The following is a 20030-nucleotide window of genomic DNA, read 5'->3' as shown; positions in this document are numbered from 1 at the left end:
GCGAGTATGCTTTCGATGTCCTCATTCTGGAAGATACGGAAGTTCTGGCGCAGCCCTGTGCGCCACAGCGGTGGGCACACCTTCATGCTGTACAGCATCTGGTTTTTGTCGTTCTCCCCCAGTTCAAACCAGGTCACCACACCTTTTACCCGGCGCTGTACGTCATCGCCCTGCCATACCGTCAGGTAGGCCATTTTGTCGAGGATCTGCGGAAATTCAAGGGAAAGAAACTGCTGACTGACCAGAGAAAGGTCGAGGGAAAAAAGTGAAGAGAGTGACTGGGTGAGATGAAAGGAAACCACCGCAAACGCGTCCGGTGGCAGGCCGTCCACTTCCAGCGTGAAACGTAATCCGGTTGACATAGCAACCTCCGTGAAAATGAATAATAATCCGCACATATTGCATGTACAACATGTCGGACGGATGAGATAAGCGAGTCGACATCTGGCGTTACCGGGGAATATCAGAAAAATGTCATGGTTATGTGATGATTTAGTCTGGGATTTTACTTCAGAGAAACGGGTGTCTGTTTAGTCAACAAAATAATCACAAACGCAACGGATGGGTTCTCGACGTTATTCACGACAGGCTCGTACATTACAGCGAGTAATAAAAAACCTGATATGCAAAGTCAAACCAATATTCATAATGTCTTTTTATTCACAAAAATAAATAATTCAATAACAATCATTGAAATGAATGATGGTTTGTATAAGGAATATACGCTACCGCCCCACCCTGATAACATGATCTGCACATTGCCATCTTAACGTCGTTAAACACTGGCTTAATAGTGGATATTTCAAATTAGGAATTTATTAAATTCACCTGATGAATATCATAAGCAAATAGCATAGAAAATAATGACAACTCCCCCGAGGGGACCATTTCCAAAGCACTGCAACACCACCTGGTGCCCGGATGATCTTGCTTCAGTGGTAAGAGTACCTGATTCATTGTTCCCAAAATGGTGTTTTCCCCTGCCCCTCCAATAACGTGCAGCTCTCACGTGATAATCTATTGATTAGGTTATATTAAGAATCAATATTTGAAATACATCCATTTTCTTGAATAAATCAACATATTTATTTATCAATTGCTGTTTTAGCTCTGACTCATCAAACTCTCCATATTTTTCCTACAGAAAATCGCGAATAAATACAGAGAACGCCATTTATCCTTTTAGCATACCTGCCGGATATTTTTATTTGTATTAATATTAATTGCATCTCCAACTCCGAGCATATCCATTATTAAAGACATTTTGAGATTATAGAATGCCTGTGATAACAACTGAAACATCTGCACAATGTGAATAGTTAGTTTCTTTTCAGAGGAAATGAAATAGACAAGCTGAATGAAAGGGAGAGTGATATAAATTAAAAAACATAACATGAATCTAATTAATTACGTCCATCATTGTGGATAAAGTTACTGAATAATAAATAACATAATATTCTGGTATCCCACTCAAATAATTTCATTCCTTTTTAATACTTCTTGTAATTTCGGTAACTGACATACAGCATCAGCGATCGCACTGATATTCGTGGCATTATCCTGAAACCATTCATGCCCAGGCCCCCATGTGCGCATAGTGCAAAGATAACAGTCCACCAGCGTTAGTTGCTCACCAAACGCATAAGGTTCAGCGGTCAATTGTGAATTCAGCCAGATATAAAGCGATTTACGATATTCAATAACATTCTTCTTTAACTGTTCGGGTGCGTCAGGAGCCCAACGCTCAGGGTAATCGGCGAAAGTGAATGTTGGATAGACATTAGCAACCAGCCAGACCAATAGCCGTTGAAACTGCTGACGTTCGGCGCGCCTAACCGGTGGCGCAAGGTCCGGGCGACGATCGAGAACCATCAATGCAATCGCCGCTGTCTCCGTCATAATCTCGTCATTTTCCAGCGCCAGTGTCGGAATCTGACACAACGGGTTCAGGGTTTTCAATAACTCGCGTGAAGTTCCCTCGTGGTCAAAACCACTGACATCAACGAACTGATAAGGAATATCAGCCAGTGATAGCATCAGCTCACTGATTGTAGAGCCCCATCCGGGTACGCCATACACCTTAATCATATGCCCCTCACAATCTTTTAAAGATTAAGTGTAGGACAGTACACAGGTTAACCAGCAAAAGGATTTGTCATTTTTTCGTCAGTTGTATTATTCCCCTTCAGGATTGTAAGGGGATGTTTTGCATCGTTTATCGATAACGGGTAGGATGCTGCGCCGATAGTTTTATACCCATAAAGAATAATGGTGATAACTATCATCGCCAGGATGAATAAACATTGTTCATGGCAACTTATATGACTTTTTCATTAAAGCAATCAGGGAGAGCAATGAGTAAACACGACACCGACACTTCAGATCAACACGCCGCGAAACGTCGCTGGCTTAATGCCCACGAAGAGGGGTATCACAAAGCGATGGGCAATCGCCAGGTACAGATGATCGCCATTGGCGGCGCGATTGGCACCGGCTTGTTTTTAGGTGCAGGAGCCCGACTGCAAATGGCGGGGCCAGCACTGGCACTGGTCTATTTAATCTGCGGCCTGTTTTCATTTTTTATTCTGCGTGCATTGGGTGAGCTGGTGCTACACCGCCCTTCCAGTGGCAGTTTTGTCTCTTATGCCCGTGAGTTTTTGGGTGAGAAAGCCGCTTACGTTGCTGGCTGGATGTACTTCATCAACTGGGCGATGACCGGGATTGTTGATATTACCGCTGTCGCTCTGTATATGCATTACTGGGGCGCGTTTGGCGGCGTGCCGCAGTGGGTCTTTGCGCTCGCTGCGCTGACCATCGTTGGCACCATGAATATGATCGGTGTGAAATGGTTTGCGGAGATGGAGTTCTGGTTTGCGCTTATTAAAGTGCTCGCCATTGTGACCTTTTTGGTCGTGGGTACAGTGTTCCTCGGTAGTGGTCAGCCGCTGGATGGCAACACCACTGGCTTTCATTTAATCACCGATAATGGCGGCTTCTTCCCCCATGGTTTGCTACCTGCGCTGGTATTGATTCAGGGCGTAGTGTTTGCTTTTGCCTCCATTGAAATGGTGGGTACAGCTGCCGGAGAATGTAAAGATCCGCAGACCATGGTGCCTAAAGCGATTAACAGTGTGATTTGGCGTATTGGCCTGTTTTACGTCGGCTCCGTGGTGTTGCTGGTTATGTTATTGCCGTGGAGCGCGTATCAGGCGGGGCAAAGTCCGTTCGTGACGTTTTTCTCTAAACTGGGCGTGCCTTACATCGGCAGCATTATGAACATTGTGGTGCTGACCGCTGCCCTCTCCAGCCTGAACTCAGGTCTGTACTGCACCGGACGTATTCTGCGCTCAATGGCGATGGGCGGTTCCGCACCGAGTTTTATGGCGAAAATGAGTCGTCAGCATGTGCCGTATGCCGGGATTCTGGCGACACTAGTTGTGTATGTCGTCGGCGTATTCCTCAACTATCTGGTGCCGTCGCGCGTATTTGAAATTGTGTTGAATTTCGCGTCGCTGGGAATCATCGCATCATGGGCGTTTATCATTGTTTGCCAGATGCGCCTGCGTAAAGCGATTAAAGAAGGCAAAGCAGCGGATGTCAGTTTTAAACTGCCTGGCGCGCCCTTCACTTCCTGGCTGACATTACTGTTTTTGCTGAGCGTCCTGGTGCTGATGGCGTTCGATTACCCGAACGGAACTTATACCATTGCGGCGCTGCCGATTATCGGTATTCTGCTGGTTATAGGCTGGTTTGGTGTGCGCAAACGCGTTGCTGAAATTCACAGCACTGCGCCAGTCGTCGAGGAAGATGAAGAACAACAGGAAATTGTGTTTAAGCCAGAGACGGCGAGTTAATTGCAAAATTGCCCGGCTATGTGCCGGGCAAATTCAGATTAGAAACGAGGGTGCCGGATGCGGCGTGATAAAAGTCAGGCAAGTCTCTCAGTTTTCACCCTCGCCATATCTATTACAACGCAATACGAATCACATCGTCCGGCTGAGTAGCTTCCTGCTGTTTAGTAGATTTTTGTTTCACACTGACATACAGCGTTTTGCCATCGGCAGACAGCGCCAGGCTGTTCGGATGGGTCGGCGTATCGAACGTTTTCACCACTTTATAGCTTTTCGCGTCAATCACACTGACTTTACCTGCCTGACGATGCGTTACGTAGGCTTCATTACGCGCTGGGTTAAACAGCACAGCCAGTGATTCCGGTGCCGCAACCTTCGCCAGAATATTGCCATTACGGGTATCGACCACTAGCACTTCTGCCGCTTTAGAATCGGTGATAAATGCACGCTGCCTGGCGGTATCGAGGCTGATGTTGATAAAGAAGTGCTCTTTGCCATCATCCAGCAGCTTTTTACGGCTGAGGATTTTATTGTCGGCGGTGTCGATGGTAATCAATTCACCATCGGCATTAGTGGTGTAAAGACGTTTGCCTTTGCTATCCAGCGCCAGACCGGTACTCATTTTACCGGTGTTCTGGATGGCGGTTTTCAGTTTGATATTCTCGCCATCAACGACCCAAATCACGCTCTCTTTACCAATACCACTGATGTAAACGGTGTTCGTGGCATCATCAGCTACCAACTCACGCGGTTGCAGCGGGCGCACCTCTTCCGTGCGCTTACGATCATCCAGCACCAGACGGCCTTTCACTTCGCCCGTTTTGGCATCTATCGCCGTGACCGCGCTGTTTACGGTGTTACCAAACCACAACGTCTGAGTCGTGTTATTGATGGTGGCACCAAACGGCTTGAGATCGTTATGGATCGCCTGCGTCACTTCCAGAGTGACCGGATCAAGACGATAAACCACGCCACCTTTATCCAGTTTGCGGCTTTGCGAAGTGGCGAGCCACAGCGCGTTTTCTTGCTGGCTATAAGCCATTTCGTAGGCACCTTTACCTACCGCTTTACGCAGCATTTCTTCTGCGGCCTGCGTACTGAATGATGAAGCAACAAGCAATGAACCTAACAGTAATGAACCACGCAGGCGCGATGAAAACAGATGACGTAAATGCATGACGACTCCCTTTGATGAACCGATATTTTTGCTGCTTCACAATGCTTCGCTAAGCGTAATCATCGTTACGCTCTTGTTATAAATGGGAATGATAATCATTATTTTCTCAAATGTGGAGCATTTCTTGCCGTTACGACTACAATTTTCTCAATTACTTAACGTATTGTGCCGTTTCATTTTCCATAAATTTACAATTTCATTACCATGACGGCGTTTTCCCATTCTTAACCTGGCTTTTTTCATGAAGATTTTTTCCGTCCGACAGACCGTTTTGCCCGCACTGCTTGTCCTTTCCCCCGTTGTTTTTGCCGCTGATGAACAGACTATGATTGTCAGTGCCGCACCGCAGGTGGTTTCAGAACTGGATACCCCAGCAGCAGTAAGCGTGGTGGATGGCGAGGAGATGCGTCTGGCAACACCGCGCATTAACTTGTCCGAATCACTGACCGGCGTGCCTGGTTTGCAGGTACAAAACCGGCAGAACTATGCGCAAGATTTACAGCTGTCGATTCGCGGATTTGGCTCCCGCTCCACTTACGGTATTCGCGGTATTCGCCTGTATGTCGACGGTATTCCCGCCACAATGCCCGACGGGCAAGGGCAAACATCCAACATCGATTTAAGCAGTGTACAAAATGTGGAAGTGCTGCGTGGCCCCTTTTCTGCCCTGTATGGCAACGCGTCTGGCGGTGTAATGAATGTCACCACCCAGACCGGGCAACAGCCACCAACCATTGAATCCAGTAGTTACTATGGCAGTTTTGGCAGCTGGCGCTATGGGCTGAAAGCAACGGGCGCAACGGGAGACGGCACACAGCCCGGCGATGTTGATTACACCGTCTCAACCACGCGTTTTACGACCCACGGCTATCGTGATCATAGTGGCGCACAGAAAAATTTAGCCAATGCCAAACTGGGCGTTCGCATTGATGACGCCAGCAAATTAAGCCTGATTTTCAATAGTGTGGATATCAAAGCAGATGACCCAGGTGGGCTAACCGAAGCAGAATGGAAGGCGAATCCGCAACAAGCGCCACGCGCTGAACAGTACGACACGCGAAAAACCATCAAGCAAACTCAGGCTGGGTTGCGCTATGAACGTAGCCTGAGTTCGCAGGATGATATGAGTGTGATGATGTATGCCGGAGAACGAGAAACGACCCAGTACCAGTCAATCCCAATGGCCCCGCAACTTAACCAATCGCATGCGGGCGGCGTGATTACTCTGCAACGCCATTATCAGGGGATAGACGGCCGCTGGACACACCGTGGCGAACTGGGTGTTCCGGTCACGTTCACTACCGGCCTGAACTACGAAAACATGAGTGAAAACCGTAAAGGCTACAACAACTTCCGCCTGTATAGCGGCGTGCCGGAATACGGGCAAAAAGGTGAGTTGCGCCGCGACGAACGCAATCTGATGTGGAACGTCGATCCTTATTTACAAACGCAGTGGCAGCTGATCGAAAAACTGTCGCTGGATGCTGGCGTGCGCTACAGCTCCGTATGGTTTGATTCCAACGATCATTACATTACTCCGGGTAACGGCGATGACAGTGGTGATGCCAGTTATCACAAATGGCTACCAGCCGGATCGTTAAAATATGCAATGACCGATGCCTGGAATATCTATCTGGCAGCCGGGCGTGGTTTTGAAACGCCGACGATTAATGAGCTGTCTTATCGTGCTGACGGTCAAAGCGGTATGAACTTTGGTTTAAAACCATCCACCAACGATACAATTGAGATCGGCAGTAAAACGCGTATTGGTAATGGGCTGCTTAGTCTCGCATTGTTCCAGACCGACACCGATGATGAAATTGTTGTCGATAACAGTAGCGGTGGGCGTACGACTTACAAAAATGCCGGAAAGACCCGTCGTCAAGGCGCTGAACTGGCATGGGATCAACGTTTCGCGGGAGATTTTCGCGTAAAAGCGTCCTGGACCTGGCTTGATGCGACCTATCGCAGCAATGTGTGCAATGAACATGATTGTAACGGTAACCGGATGCCAGGGATCGCCCGTAATATGGGCTTTGCGTCGATAGGTTATGTACCGGAAGATGGCTGGTATGCAGGTACGGAAGCGCGTTATATGGGCGATATTATGGCCGATGATGAAAATACGGCCAAAGCGCCGTCTTATACTCTCGTCGGCTTATTCTCCGGGTATAAATACAATTTCCACAATTTAAGTGTGGGTTTATTTGGTCGTGTCGATAATTTATTCGATAAAGAATACGTTGGTTCTGTCATTGTCAATGAGTCAAACGGGCGATATTACGAACCTGCGCCCGGGCGAAATTATGGTATCGGCGTGAATGTTGCGTGGCGATTTGAGTGATTATATTGATGCCCGGTATTTGCCGGGCATTTAATTTAACGATTATATTGCTGGTATAACATAGCAACATTTTGTTGCATAATTTCAGCAAGACAATGTCTGCATCGCTCTTTGTCTTTTACTTTCAACGCGGCGAGTAGTTCATGATAGCTTTCTATACGATCCTGTAATTCCGCTGGATTAATCGCTTCATAAAGATAATGTAAACCAGGTCCCATCCTGACCCACAGTTGCTCAATCATCTCACACAGGATGGGCATATTTGAACGATGATAAATCGCTAAGCGAAATAACCTGTTCGCATTAATGATTTGTTCCATGTCGCCCTTTTCTTGCGCCTGCTGTAATTTATCGAGCAATTTCTGAAGTTCCGCTATATCTTGCGAGGAGAGGTTTTCTACAGCCAGAGCAACTGCCATTAATTCCAGTTCGTAGCGGATCCGATTGATTTCGTCTAATTGACCTTTCCCCACTTCCGGTACTGTAAATGCTTGCGCTGGTGCGACAGAGAGCGCATTCACCGAAACCAGACGTAATAATGCTTCACGCACAGGTGTAATACTCATACCTAATTGCTCCGCCAGATTTTTAGTAATCAGGCGTGCGCCAGGTTTTAGTGCGCCAATACTTAGTTGATGTTTCAGGTCGTTCTCAACCTGCATAGTCAAACTGACATGTTTCATTTTTTCCGTTCCAGGCATTTTACTTCCTTCGCGTGTTTTCTTTCCGACCCTGCCTGCATAGCAGAAGGCGTTCACCTGGTGTGTTAAAATGAATAATCATAAGCCACTCACCTTTGTAGTTATTAGCAGCAGAATAATGATGTGGTCAGTTAATTAAAGCTGAAAATAAGCTTTTTGCCTGGATTTTTATGGCGGCTTTATGCCGCCGTCGTATCTTTAATCATCATCCGCCACGCGGATCACCACTTTGCCAAAGTTTTTACCCTTCAGCAGGCCGATAAACGTCTGTGGGGCGTTCTCCAAACCGTTGGTAATTTGTTCACGATAGTGAATTTTCCCCTCTTTCACCCATTGTCCCATCTCCTGCTGAAACTCATGGATACGGTGACCATAATCCTGACCAATAATAAACCCTTGCAAGCGAATGCGTTTTTTCAGCACCGTTGCCATCAACAGGGGTAAACGATCCGGACCGGGTGGTAGCTCTGTAGCGTTATAGCTGCTCACTAAGCCGCAGACGGGAATGCGCGCGGATGTATTGAGTAACGGTAGCACCGCATCAAATACCTTACCGCCAACGTTTTCATAATAAATATCGATACCTTTTGGGCACGCTTTCGCCAGTTGCTCGGCAAAATCATCCGCGTGATGGTCAAGGCAGACATCGAAGCCCAACACCTCGGTAGCATGGCGGCATTTTTCCGCGCCACCAGCTACCCCCACCACTCTGCAACCTTTAAGTTTGCCGATTTGCCCCACCGTCGCCCCCACTGGTCCTGTCGCTGCAGCTACCACCAACGTTTCGCCTTCTTTGGGCTGACCGATATCCAGCAGGCCCATATAAGCGGTAAAGCCTGGCATCCCCAGCACACCCAGCGACCACGATGGATTTTGCGGATGATCGCCAAGTTTCACCAAATCATCACCACTGGATATGTCATAGTCCTGCCATCCACTGTAGCCCAGCACCCAGTCACCAGGCTGGTAATCAGGATGATTTGACTCCACGACACGGCTCACCGTACCGCCGACCATCACGCCGTCAATGTCAACCGGCGGTGAATAAGATGGCTCATCGCTCATACGTCCACGCATATACGGGTCCAGTGACAAATAAACTGTGCGCAGTAATACCTGTCCTTCACCCGGTGTGGCGACATCATCTTCTTCAAGACGAAAATTCTCCGCAACCGGCGCGCCATGCGGACGCGAGGCCAGAACCCAACGGCGGTTACGCTGCTTTTGTTGCCCCATAATGCTCTCCTGTGCTTTTGGCATGAATCCATCAATAGTAGCAGGCTCGCAGGATTGGTTTTGTTTGCAGTCGTCACATCCCCTCTGCAACACGCAATAATTTCATCGAGGAATCCGTTGCTTCGGGCTGTTTTCGATAGTATTGATAACGTCATTATCATTATTTTATCGAGGCCAGACATGTCCATCCGTTTTGCCCGCAAAGCCGACTGTGCTGCCATTGCGGAAATTTATAACCACGCCGTGTTGTATACGGCGGCTATCTGGAATGACCAAACGGTGGATGCAGATAACCGCATTGCCTGGTTTGAAGCGCGGACCATAGCAGGTTATCCGGTGCTGGTGAGTGAAGAAGATGGCGTAGTGACGGGATATGCCTCGTTTGGCGACTGGCGTAGTTTCGATGGTTTTCGCCATACCGTGGAGCATTCGGTTTATGTCCATCCTGATCATCAGGGCAAAGGTCTTGGGCGTAAATTGTTAAGCCGATTGATTGATGAAGCGCGGGATTGCGGGAAGCATGTTATGGTCGCCGGGATCGAATCGCAAAATCAGGCTTCGCTGCATCTCCACCAGTCGCTGGGATTTGTCATCACCGCACAAATGCCGCAGGTGGGCACTAAATTTGGGCGCTGGCTGGATCTGACCTTTATGCAGTTGCAACTCGACGAACGCAGTGAACCGGACGCAATCTGATGAATCAGTCGCTTACCCTTGCCTTTTTGATTGCCGTAGGGATTGGTCTGGTCGTCCAGAACACGCTAATGGTGCGCATCACCCAGACCTCCTCTACCATTCTCATCGCCATGTTGCTGAACTCACTGGTAGGGATTGTGCTCTTTGTTTCTATTTTATGGTTTAAACAAGGCATGGCGGGGTTTGGCGAACTGGTGTCCAGCGTACGCTGGTGGACACTTATACCCGGCTTGCTGGGATCTTTTTTTGTCTTCGCCAGTATCAGCGGATATCAGAATTTGGGAGCGGCGACAACTATTGCAGTACTGGTCGCCAGCCAGCTAATTGGCGGTCTGGTGCTGGATATCTTCCGCAGTCATGGCGTACCACTACGGGCGTTGATCGGCCCAATTTGTGGCGCAATTTTACTTGTGGTTGGTGCCTGGCTGGTGGCCAGGCGCACATTTTAATCAGAGGATGGTGCCGCCTTTGGTTAACTGTTCGTGGCGCGCTTCCATATCTTCTTTATGCTTGCGACCGTGATGGGCGATCGCTGTGCGCAGACGCTGCTGCTGGGTGTAGCGATCTTCCCGACTTAACTCCGCGTCATCGCTCAGGGCGATTAATAATTCGTTCATATGGGCAATGACGCTCTCTTCAATCGCGGCATCCACGCGCGCGATGACTTCATCCAGATGCGACATACTTTCTCCTTAGCCACTTGTGAAATTTATCGATTCATCCAAATGATATAAGTCTGCGTGGTGCCGTCAAGCCAGTGCGTAAGATTTAAAACAGTGAAAACAACAGCGCCACCGGGAAACTCATCGGCCATGTTGCCCCCACCAGAAAGGCGCTTAAGAAACGGATGCGTTTCTTATCGTGAGAAAGAAACCAGGTGATAAGAAATGCGATTGCTGCCATAACCGCATAAAAAACAAGCATGTGTTGATAGAGAGACATGTACGGGCGTCCAGCCAGATGAATAAAACGCGCGCAAATATGCGTCATTTTTTGACGTGCATCAAGTTTTTTCACCAGTTTGAGAAAAAATCATCAACAGCAACTTGCCCTTATCCATCTTCAGAATAAGTATTATTGCGGATTTTCTTAACCCGTACTATACACATAGGGGCAATGATAAAAGGTGGCAAAAATGAATGTTTCCAGTAGAACTGTAGTACTGATAAATGTCTTTGCTGCTGTTGGTTTGTTTACTCTTATCTCTATGAGATTTGGCTGGTTTATTTGATGTAGTGATTTTGCACGCAGCACGTACTGTCAGAGAAATCAGTGCTCTGACAGTACGCAAGATCATCTCATACTCTTACGATCTGCAATATTATCCTTAATGCTTAACCATGACGTGGCGGACGACGGTGTAATCCTCCAGCCCATAAAGTGACATATCCTTGCCGTAACCAGAAAGTTTCTGCCCACCGTGCGGCATTTCACTTACCAGCATGAAATGGGTATTGACCCAGGTACAACCATATTGCAGCCGTGCGCTGACACGATGCGCCCTGCCCACATCTTTAGTCCATACCGAAGATGCAAGTCCGTACTGGCTGTCATTCGCCCAGTTCACCACCTGTTCTTCATTGTCAAAGGCCGTCACGCTCACCACCGGACCAAATACCTCTTTTTGCACGATGGCATCGTCCTGTAACGCGCCAGCCAGCAGCGTAGGCGCGTAGTAATAACCATTACCCTTGCGCTTTTCACCACCGGTGATCACTTTGATGTGCCCTGTCTCTTTCGCCTCTTCTACCGCCTTGCTGACACGTTCGAGATGTGCCAGCGAACTTAACGGTCCAAGCTCTGTGGACTCGTCATCCGGCGCACCAGATTTTAACGTTGCCACTGCAGCACCGAGTTTTTCCACCAGCGTATCGTAAATACCTTTTTGCGCGTAGATCCGACAAGCCGCAGTACAATCCTGTCCGGCATTGTAATAGCCAAAAGTACGAACACCTTCGACCACTGCTTCAATATCAGCATCATCAAAAACAATCACTGGCGCTTTGCCACCAAGTTCCATATGAGTACGCTTAATAGACGGCGCTGTATGGCTGATGATGTGCTCGCCGGTGGCGATAGAGCCCGTCAGCGACACCATCCGCACTTTGGGATGTCCGGTCAGCGGATCGCCCACTGTTTTGCCTCTGCCAAACAGCACATTAATCACGCCAGCCGGGAAGATATCTTTCGCCAGTTCAGCCAGCTTCAACGCTGTCAGCGGCGTAATTTCTGATGGTTTAAGCACTACGCAGTTCCCTGCCGCCAGCGCCGGAGCCAGTTTCCACGCGGCCATCATCAGCGGATAATTCCACGGTGCGATAGAAGCCACGACCCCCAACGGATCCCGACGGATCATTGAAGTATGACCTTCAAGGTATTCGCCGGCCGCCAGACCATTGAGGCAGCGCGCCGCCCCGGCGAAAAAGCGAAAGACATCGACAATCGCCGGAATTTCATCATTGAACGCACTATGCAGCGGTTTGCCACAATTACGGGACTCCAGTTCGGCAAAAACCTGACCATTTTCTTCAATAACATCGGCCAGTTTCAGCAGGCATTCCGCACGCGCTTTCGGCGTGGTTTGCCCCCATTCGGCAAATGCTGCATCTGCCGCGCGAACAGCAGCATCCACCTGCTCTGCGGATGCCTCGGCAATCTCCAGTAAAACGTCCCCCGTTGCCGGATTATAGACAGGCTGTTTTTCCCCTTCGCCGCTAACCAGTTCTCCGTTAATCAGTAACTTATGTTGCATAGCATATTCCTGTATCAGTGGTTATTGACCATTGTCGCCTTCGCGGGTTAGCCACCAGGCTCCCAGGATCGGCAAGGTTGTTACCAACATAACCAGCAGTGCCACGACGTTGGTTACCGGTACATCACGTGGTCGCCCAAGCTGATTGAGTAACCACAACGGTAACGTTCGTTCATGACCTGCCGTAAAAGTCGTAACGATGATTTCATCGAACGACAAAGCAAACGCCAGCATTCCTCCTGCCAGAAGCGCCGAACTGAGATTCGGCAACACCACGTAGCGGAAGGTTTGCCAGCCATTGGCCCCAAGATCCATTGACGCCTCAACCAGACTCCAGGAGGTGCGGCGAAAACGGGCGATGACATTGTTAAACACCACCACTACGCAAAAAGTCGCATGACCGACCACGATGGTGAAAAATCCCGGCTCCAGATTGATGGTTTTAAAAGCAGTTAATAGCGCCAGACCAGTGACAATGCCCGGTAGCGCAATGGGCAGCAGCAATAACAATGAAATGGCGCTTTTACCGAAAAAGTCCCGACGCCACAGCGCAGCAGCGGCCAGTGTCCCTAATACCAGCGCAATTAATGTCGCCAGCGCCGCCACTTTAAGTGACAGTGTCACAGCATCAAGAATATCACTACGCTGTGCTGCCACGCTAAACCAGCGCAGCGTCAGGCCTTGCGGTGGAAAACTAAACGCTGCATCTTCGGTATTAAAAGCATAGGCGGCGATAATCAGGATGGGAAAATGAAGGAAAACCACGCCGCCCCAGGCCGCCAGTTTAAGGAAAAACGGTGCGCGTTCAGAGTGCATCGAATGCTCCCAGACGTTTCACGAACGCCAGGTACAGTGCGATGAGAACAATCGGCACCAGGGTGAATGCCGCAGCCATCGGCATATTGCCAATCGCCCCCTGCTGGGAATAAACCATATTGCCGATAAAATATCCTGGAGGGCCAACCAGCTGCGGAACGATAAAATCGCCCAGTGTGAGTGAAAAGGTAAAGATAGAGCCAGCGGCAATACCCGGGATCGCCAGCGGCAGCACCACATAGCGAAAGGTTTGCCGTGGACGCGCGCCAAGATCAGCCGACGCCTGCAACAATGACGGCGGCAAACGCTCAAGCGCCGCCTGCACCGGCAGGATCATGAACGGCAGCCAGATATAGAGAAACACCAGAAAGCGCCCCAGCCCGGAAGTTGACAACGTGTTACCGCCCACCGCTGGTAATGTAAGGAACGCTGTCAGCAGTGGTTCCAGCCCCAGATGTTGTAAAAACCACTGCGCCACGCCATCTTTTGCCAGCAATAATGTCCAGGCATAAGCTTTAACAATGTAGCTTGCCCACATTGGCAGCATCACCGCAATATAGAAGAACGCTTTCATTTTCCCGCTGGTATAGCGCGCCATATACCACGCCATCGGAAAAGCCAGAATGGCGCTGGTGATAGTGACAGCCACAGCCATGGTTAGCGTGCGGAGGATGATGTCGTAATTCGCCGGATTAAACAGCGCACGGATATTCGCCAGCGTCAGTTCTGGCGTTACCGACATGGTGAAATCGTCAAAGGTATAAAAGCCCTGCCATAACAACGTCAGGAGTGAACCAAAATAGACAATGCCAAACCACATCAGCGGACCAAGCAGCAGCAAAAACAGCCCCAGTCCCGGTTTCCGCCAGAAGAAACCTGACACCTTACCCAATCCTGGGCGCGCAGGTGATTGCAATACGTTCATCGCCATTCACCTCTCCTCAACCAGCGGCACCATCACATCGCGCGACCAGGAAACCATCACCTGTTGTCCGGGCGTGAGCGTGGCAGGCAGTTCTTCGCCTGTCATATTGGCCTGACTCACCAGCAGTTTTTCACCGCCATTCAGTCTCAGTTCAAAACGGGTCGCCGCGCCCTGATACTGCACCGCCTGGATCGTGCCATTAACTTGCACTTCGCCGGGGGTGTTGAGGCGGATATGTTCCGGTCTCAGGGCAAAACTGCCTATCATGCCGCAAAGATTCTCGGCCATTAGCGGCTCAAAAACGTTGGATGTCCCGACGAATCCGGCAACAAACGGCGTGCGCGGGCGCATATAGAGGTCACGCGGTGAATCAACCTGCTCAATGCGACCGTTATTGAATACCGCAACACGATCGGACATCGATAATGCCTCGCCCTGATCGTGGGTGACGAAAATAAAGGTGATGCCAAGAGACTGTTGTAGTTTTTTCAGTTCCAGTTGCATCTGCTCACGCAGCTTAAGATCCAGTGCGCCGAGCGGTTCATCCAGCAGCAATACGCGCGGTTCATTCACTAACGCTCTGGCAATGGCAACCCGCTGACGCTGACCACCAGAAAGTTGTGACGGTTTACGTTGCTGTACAAATCCGAGCGCCACTTTCTCCAGCGCCTCTTGCGCCATTACGTGTCGCTGTTTTTTATCCACCCCTTTGACCATCAGCCCATAGGCCACGTTGTCAAGAATCGACATATGCGGAAAAAGCGCGTAGTCCTGGAAAACGGTATTCACGTCCCGCTCCCACGGTGGCAGATTGCTGGCGGGTTTACCAAAGATAGATATAGTCCCGCCGGAAAGCTGTTCGAATCCAGCAATCAGGCGCAGGCAGGTGGTTTTGCCGGAGCCAGACGGCCCCAGCATTGAGAAAAACTCACCATCTTTTATCGCAATACTGACACCATCTACCGCGCGCACATCACCATACAGTCGCGATACGTTGTCAAACTCCACTGCGTACGTCATAAAACACCCCAGCGAAGTTAGCGGCCGCCCATAATGGCAATATAATCCTGCGTCCAGCGACTGTAAGGAACAAACTTGCCCCCTTCTGCTATAGGCGTTTTCCAGAAGGCGATTTTATCGAAATAGTTAAAACCGTTTGTTTCACAACCTTTTTCGCCTAATAACGGACTGGCTTTACACCCTTCCGGCACTACCGGTAACGAGCCAAACCAGGCCGCCACATCGCCCTGCACTTTTGGCGTTAATGACCAGTTCATCCATTTGTAGGCGCAAACCGGATGTTTCGCTTCGCTATGTAGCATGGTGGTGTCAGCCCAACCGGTAACGCCCTCCTTCGGGAAAACGGTAGCGACAGGCTGGCCTTCGGCTTTCAGGGCGTTGGCCTGGTAGGGCCATGCACTGGAAGCAACCACACCCTCGTTTTTGAAATCGCTCATTTGCACGGTAGTGTCATGCCAGTAGCGATGGATCAAACTATGTTGATCGCGCAGCACTTTCAGCACCGCCTGGTACTGTTCTTCGGTGAGTTGATACGGATCGCTGATGCCCAACTGCGGCTGAGTGGCTTTAACGAACAACGCAGCATCCGCAATATAAATAGGGCCATCATAAGCCTGAACGCGGCCTTTATTGCTCTTACCGTCCGGCAGATTCTGCGTAACAAAAACCACTTGCCAGCTATCCGGCGGCGTCGGGAAGGTTTTAGTGTTGTACATCAACAGGTTCGGCCCCCATTGGTAAGGTGTGCCATAAACTTTGCCACTAACGTTAAACCAGTCGCCTTTAACCACGCGCGGATCGAGCGTTTTCCAGTTGGGAATCAATGCGGTATTAATCGGCTGCACGCGTTTGCCCATAATCAGGCGCAGCGAGGCATCGCCGGATGCTGTAACCAGATCGTAACCCCCTTTGGTCATCAGACTGACCATTTCATCAGAAGTCGCGGCGGTTTTCACATTCACCGCGCAGCCTGTCTCTTTTTCGAATTGCGTTACCCAGTCGTATTGTTTATCAGTTTGTCCGCGTTCGATGTATCCCGGCCAGGCGATAATATCCAGTCGCCCTTCCGGTTTATCTAAATTGGTAGGCGGTTCGGCGGCGTGAGCGGTCATTATTGTCATGGTGAGCGCACACAGGCTGCTGCGGGCAAATGTCTTGCTCATAAGGTCTTACTCCTGTCGTAATTAATTGTTCAGCCGCCGTGCCGTAAAAATATCTCCTTGTTTAACCATAGACGGCGGCTTGCAGGCACACCTTCGCCCCTGAGAAAATTTAATCAGGTTGTGAGCTACCGCGCATTATGCCGTCTGTGAGATTATCTTCTGGAGTATAGACAAGGGGTTAGGAAATATGACTGCTATTCGAAATTCATATTACCCAACCTAAGATGAATTAAATTAAACGCTATTACAGCCGTTCTTGAATAAGTTTGCCTAATTGTTTAACCGCCTGTTCTTCGCGCTCGCCCCACTGCCATGCAGTATTAAAACGAAAAAAACGTGACCAGTTTGCACCGGTAGAAAACATTTTACCCGGCGCAATACTGATATGATGCGTCAGTGCTGCCAGGCTTAATTCGCCCGCATCTAACGGCGCGGGGAGTTCCAGCCAGAGAAAATAACCGCTGTCATTATGATGAATTTTCACTTCCGCAGACAGATAACGCAGCAGTGCCTGCCAGGCACGTTGTTTACGTTCCGCAAGCTGGCGACGCAGGCGACGAAGATGGGCGTCGTATCGGCGCGTGGAAAGGTAATCCACCAGTGCAAGCTGCATCGGTGAGCTGGTGGAAAGCGTACTCATCAACTGCAAGCGTTGAATTTTACGTGCATGTTTTCCGGCGGCGACCCAACCAATACGAAAACCAGGCACCAGACATTTCGAAAACGAAGAGCAATGCAAAACACCATCGTGGCGATCCCACGCTTTCGCAGGCAGCGGTTTTTCCCGTCCAAAATAAAGTTCGCTGTAAACGTCATCTTCAATCAGCGTTACGTTGTATTGATTGAGCAACGCTACCAGTTGTTCTTTTTTCTGCGGCGTTAAGGTAAAACCGAGCGGATTCTGGCTATTAGTCATCAGCCAGCACGCTTTCACCGGATACTCCTGCAACGCCAGTTCCAGCGCCTGAAGGTCGATCCCTTCGTTAACGTCCGTCGCCACCGATAACGCCTTCAGCCGTAACCGCTCCAGCGCCTGCAACGCGCCGTAGAAACAAGGATTCTCTACTATCACCCAATCGCCTGGTTCCGTTACCGCTTGTAAACTGAGGTTTAATGCCTCTAACGCCCCGGCGGTAATGACAATTTCATCAGGAGAAATAGTGATGCCCTGTAAGGCATAGCGACGAGCAATAGCCTGACGCAGTTCTGCGTTTCCTGGCGGTAAGTTTTCAATCACGCTCATCGCCGTGGCGGTTTTGCTTACCTGCGCCAGCGAGCGGTTTAGTTGTTGGAGGGGGAAAAGTCGCGGGTCGGGAAAGGCCGAGGCAAACGGAACTACCGACGGATCGCGACTGGCCTGCAACATATCAAAAATATAGGTGTTGATATCGACTGCTTCATCTCGAGTGACTGGAATGACTGTCGCTTTCGGCATTTTTATTGCCTGTGGCGCAACGTAATAACCCGATTGCGGTCGCGCGATAATATATCCCTGACTTTCGAGCAACTGATAGGCATGGCTGACAGTCATAAAGCTCATGCCAGAAAGCGCCACCTGGTCACGCAACGAAGGCAAACGATCTCCGGGTTGCCAGATACCCGACGCAATCTGCTCGCGTAATTGTTCTGCAAGCTGCTGGTATTTTTTCATTATCGAATCGTTATTATGTGCAGGTGATTCGGCAGTCTATATCAGTTGTTAAAAATGACAACTTTTCATTAACTGTTATCAAACCATCACCAGCGATAACTCTTTGCCAAGCGCCTTAGCCGCAAGCTGGACGGCGTCGATTTTTGTCGCATGGTGCAAGTTAAATAAGCGCGTAATTTCCTGTTTAGGTTTGCCTAATATCATGTACCCACAATAACACGAGGGGGTACAACAATGAACATCGGTAAAGCAATCATCAACTACGCAGCGCGTCGCAACATGGACATTACCTGATTGACGATGAGACCGTGGCGTTCTGGGAAGCGGATAACGATTGTGAATGGATGTTCTCCTACATGATTGGTAATGATGGTTTCCTCCACTTTAAAGGCAATGTGTATCTGCTGTAGTGGTCAACAAAAATTGGCCACGGCTTTAGAGTTTTTCCAGAACAATCGTTCTGATTCATTCGGCGTCAAACCACCGTTATATTGATGAGGTCTGAGCTGGCTGTAATATCCCGTGATGTAGTTTGTTATCGCTGCGCTGGCTTCGCTAAAATTAGCGTATCCATTATCTGGTACCCACTCCGTTTTCAGGCTTCTAAAAAAACGTTCCATCGGGCTGTTATCCCAGCAATTTCCCCGGCGACTCAGGCTTTGTTTTATCTGATATCTCCACAGTAACTGTCTGAAATTTCTGCTGGTATAGTGGCTCCCTTGATCCGAGTGATACAGCAAATTAGCGGGCTTTCCTCGCGCTTCCCAGGCCATGGACAGCGCTTTCGTTGTCAGTGCAGAGTCCGGGAAAAATGACATCGCCCAGCCAACCGGTTTACGGGAAAACAGATCAAGCACAACGGCTAAATAAGCCCAACGTTTACCCGTCCAGATATAAGTCACATCGCCACACCAGACCTGATTAGGCTCTGTTACTGCAAACACTGGCGTTCAAGATAATTGGGGATCTCTACGTGTTCCGTAGACGCCTTCTTATATCGATGGCCAGGCTGCTGACAGCTGATGAGATTAAGTTCTTTCATCAGCTTTGTTGCTCGCCAGCGCCTCAGTTTTACGCCTTTAGTTGTGACCATCGCGGCAATATTACGTGCACCTGCGGAACCATTACTTTCGCGATAGCTTTCACGAACAAGACTGAGTAATGACACGCGCGCGACATCAGGCTTCTTTGGCTGCCGCCAGTATTTATAGCTGCTGCGATGAACCCCAAACACGTTGCATACAACGGCAACAGGAAACCGCGCCCTGAGTTTCTCAACTAATGAGAACTGTTCAGGGAGTCTGACATCAAGAGCGCGGTAGCCTTTTTTAATATATCCCTTTCCATTTCAACGCGTTGAAGTCTTTTCTTCAGCTCGCGTATTTCAATCTGCTCAGGCGTCATTGGTGAAGCTGTGGGGGATTTTCCCGCTCGTTCCTCTTTCAACTGGCGGACCCACTTATCCATCGTGGATTTACCGACATTCATTGCCGTAGCAGCGGCTGCAACCGTGTAATGCTGATCGAGTACAAGCTGGGCAGCTTCGAGGCGAAACTCTGGGCTAAAATTACGTCTGTTACGTCCGGTCATAATGTCACCTGTTTTTGACTATGAGGCGATGATATCACCTCTATTCAGGTGGCCAAATTCAGTGTGCCACTACAGTATGGCTAAGATGGAATCAGAGATTAAATCACT

At 49.4% G+C, this 20030-nt stretch carries 19 protein-coding genes and 2 pseudogenes; 5 read left to right on the top strand and 16 right to left on the bottom strand.

Annotation, left to right across the window (positions count from 1 at the left end):
• From BGE37_RS12275 to BGE37_RS12265, 3 genes are all read right to left on the bottom strand, one after another.
• Positions 1 to 362 (bottom strand): contractile injection system protein, VgrG/Pvc8 family (locus BGE37_RS12275; protein ID WP_274540160.1); only part of this gene is annotated, 362 nt, incomplete at its 3' end.
• Between the two features lie 820 nt (positions 363 to 1182).
• Complete coding sequence (locus BGE37_RS12270; RefSeq protein WP_032184167.1) at positions 1183 to 1395, bottom strand: DUF5445 family protein; 213 nt, start codon at positions 1393 to 1395, stop codon at positions 1183 to 1185.
• 75 nt (positions 1396 to 1470) lie between these two features.
• The gene (locus BGE37_RS12265) at positions 1471 to 2088 is read right to left on the bottom strand and encodes a glutathione S-transferase family protein (protein ID WP_032184165.1); all 618 of its coding nucleotides are present in this window, start codon (positions 2086 to 2088) and stop codon (positions 1471 to 1473) included.
• Between the two features lie 266 nt (positions 2089 to 2354).
• Here BGE37_RS12265 and ansP point away from each other — a divergent pair, with 266 nt between their 5' ends.
• The gene (gene ansP, locus BGE37_RS12260; RefSeq protein WP_001309490.1) at positions 2355 to 3854 is read left to right on the top strand and encodes an L-asparagine permease; all 1500 of its coding nucleotides are present in this window, start codon (positions 2355 to 2357) and stop codon (positions 3852 to 3854) included.
• 112 nt (positions 3855 to 3966) lie between these two features.
• Here the strand turns inward: ansP and yncE are convergent, their stop codons facing one another.
• Complete coding sequence (gene yncE / locus BGE37_RS12255) at positions 3967 to 5028, bottom strand: 7-bladed beta-propeller protein YncE (RefSeq protein ID WP_000550675.1); 1062 nt, start codon at positions 5026 to 5028, stop codon at positions 3967 to 3969.
• Positions 5029 to 5269: 241 nt separating this feature from the next.
• Here yncE and pqqU point away from each other — a divergent pair, with 241 nt between their 5' ends.
• Positions 5270 to 7372 (top strand): TonB-dependent receptor PqqU, encoded by a 2103-nt coding sequence (gene pqqU / locus BGE37_RS12240; protein ID WP_105288057.1) that lies wholly within the window; start codon positions 5270 to 5272, stop codon positions 7370 to 7372.
• 35 nt (positions 7373 to 7407) lie between these two features.
• Here pqqU and mcbR read toward each other — a convergent pair whose 3' ends face one another.
• Together mcbR and curA are read right to left on the bottom strand one after the other, a co-directional pair.
• Positions 7408 to 8073, bottom strand: coding sequence for a colanic acid/biofilm transcriptional regulator McbR (gene mcbR, locus BGE37_RS12235; protein ID WP_032184161.1), 666 nt, complete (start codon positions 8071 to 8073; stop codon positions 7408 to 7410).
• Between the two features lie 198 nt (positions 8074 to 8271).
• Complete coding sequence (curA, locus tag BGE37_RS12230) at positions 8272 to 9309, bottom strand: NADPH-dependent curcumin/dihydrocurcumin reductase (protein WP_032184160.1); 1038 nt, start codon at positions 9307 to 9309, stop codon at positions 8272 to 8274.
• Positions 9310 to 9489: 180 nt separating this feature from the next.
• On the opposite strand from curA, the gene BGE37_RS12220 reads away from it, so the two are divergent.
• Positions 9490 to 10005: a GNAT family N-acetyltransferase gene (locus BGE37_RS12220; protein ID WP_000027557.1), complete on the top strand. Its 516-nt coding sequence runs from the start codon at positions 9490 to 9492 to the stop codon at positions 10003 to 10005.
• Entirely contained in the window at positions 10005 to 10454 is a 450-nt protein-coding gene (locus tag BGE37_RS12215; RefSeq protein WP_032184159.1) for a DMT family transporter, read from the top strand. Before BGE37_RS12220 ends, BGE37_RS12215 begins: the two co-directional genes overlap by 1 nt.
• On the opposite strand, the gene ydcY is transcribed toward BGE37_RS12215, so the two are convergent.
• The gene (ydcY, locus tag BGE37_RS12210) at positions 10455 to 10688 is read right to left on the bottom strand and encodes a DUF2526 family protein YdcY (RefSeq protein WP_000018633.1); all 234 of its coding nucleotides are present in this window, start codon (positions 10686 to 10688) and stop codon (positions 10455 to 10457) included.
• A gap of 85 nt (positions 10689 to 10773) precedes the next feature.
• The gene (gene ortT, locus BGE37_RS12205; protein WP_000061178.1) at positions 10774 to 10947 is read right to left on the bottom strand and encodes an orphan toxin OrtT; all 174 of its coding nucleotides are present in this window, start codon (positions 10945 to 10947) and stop codon (positions 10774 to 10776) included.
• Between the two features lie 193 nt (positions 10948 to 11140).
• On the opposite strand from ortT, the gene yncL reads away from it, so the two are divergent.
• On the top strand, positions 11141 to 11236 hold the full coding sequence (yncL, locus tag BGE37_RS12200; RefSeq protein WP_001303494.1) for a stress response membrane protein YncL: 96 nt from the start codon (positions 11141 to 11143) through the stop codon (positions 11234 to 11236).
• A gap of 96 nt (positions 11237 to 11332) precedes the next feature.
• Here yncL and patD read toward each other — a convergent pair whose 3' ends face one another.
• The 8 genes and pseudogenes from patD to BGE37_RS12160 all read right to left on the bottom strand — a co-directional run bounded on the left by patD (position 11333) and on the right by BGE37_RS12160 (position 19922).
• Positions 11333 to 12757, bottom strand: coding sequence for an aminobutyraldehyde dehydrogenase (patD, locus tag BGE37_RS12195; protein ID WP_001163863.1), 1425 nt, complete (start codon positions 12755 to 12757; stop codon positions 11333 to 11335).
• 21 nt (positions 12758 to 12778) lie between these two features.
• Positions 12779 to 13573 carry an ABC transporter permease gene (locus BGE37_RS12190; RefSeq protein WP_000555466.1) on the bottom strand — a complete coding sequence of 265 codons (795 nt, stop codon included), beginning with the start codon at positions 13571 to 13573 and terminating at the stop codon, positions 12779 to 12781.
• Positions 13563 to 14504, bottom strand: a complete 942-nt coding sequence (locus BGE37_RS12185) for an ABC transporter permease (protein ID WP_001251299.1) — start codon at positions 14502 to 14504, stop codon at positions 13563 to 13565. Before BGE37_RS12185 ends, BGE37_RS12190 begins: the two co-directional genes overlap by 11 nt.
• Positions 14505 to 15518, bottom strand: a complete 1014-nt coding sequence (locus BGE37_RS12180; protein ID WP_000220426.1) for an ABC transporter ATP-binding protein — start codon at positions 15516 to 15518, stop codon at positions 14505 to 14507. It abuts the gene before it with no gap.
• A 17-nt stretch (positions 15519 to 15535) separates the two neighbouring features.
• The gene (gene ydcS / locus BGE37_RS12175; RefSeq protein ID WP_032184158.1) at positions 15536 to 16681 is read right to left on the bottom strand and encodes a putative ABC transporter substrate-binding protein YdcS; all 1146 of its coding nucleotides are present in this window, start codon (positions 16679 to 16681) and stop codon (positions 15536 to 15538) included.
• Positions 16682 to 16925: 244 nt separating this feature from the next.
• Positions 16926 to 18332, bottom strand: coding sequence for an aminotransferase-like domain-containing protein (locus BGE37_RS12170; RefSeq protein ID WP_032184157.1), 1407 nt, complete (start codon positions 18330 to 18332; stop codon positions 16926 to 16928).
• A 78-nt stretch (positions 18333 to 18410) separates the two neighbouring features.
• Positions 18411 to 18530 (bottom strand): annotated as a pseudogene (gene hicB, locus BGE37_RS12165) (type II toxin-antitoxin system antitoxin HicB); the annotation flags it as partial.
• 215 nt (positions 18531 to 18745) lie between these two features.
• Positions 18746 to 19922, bottom strand: a pseudogene (locus BGE37_RS12160) (IS3 family transposase).
• Between the last annotated feature and the right edge of the window lie 108 nt (positions 19923 to 20030).

Source organism: Escherichia sp. MOD1-EC6300, from assembly GCF_002965045.1.
Lineage (GTDB): Bacteria > Pseudomonadota > Gammaproteobacteria > Enterobacterales > Enterobacteriaceae > Escherichia > Escherichia coli_F.
Note: the sequence above shows the minus strand (reverse complement) of the source record. Positions and strands in the feature narration are given on the sequence as shown.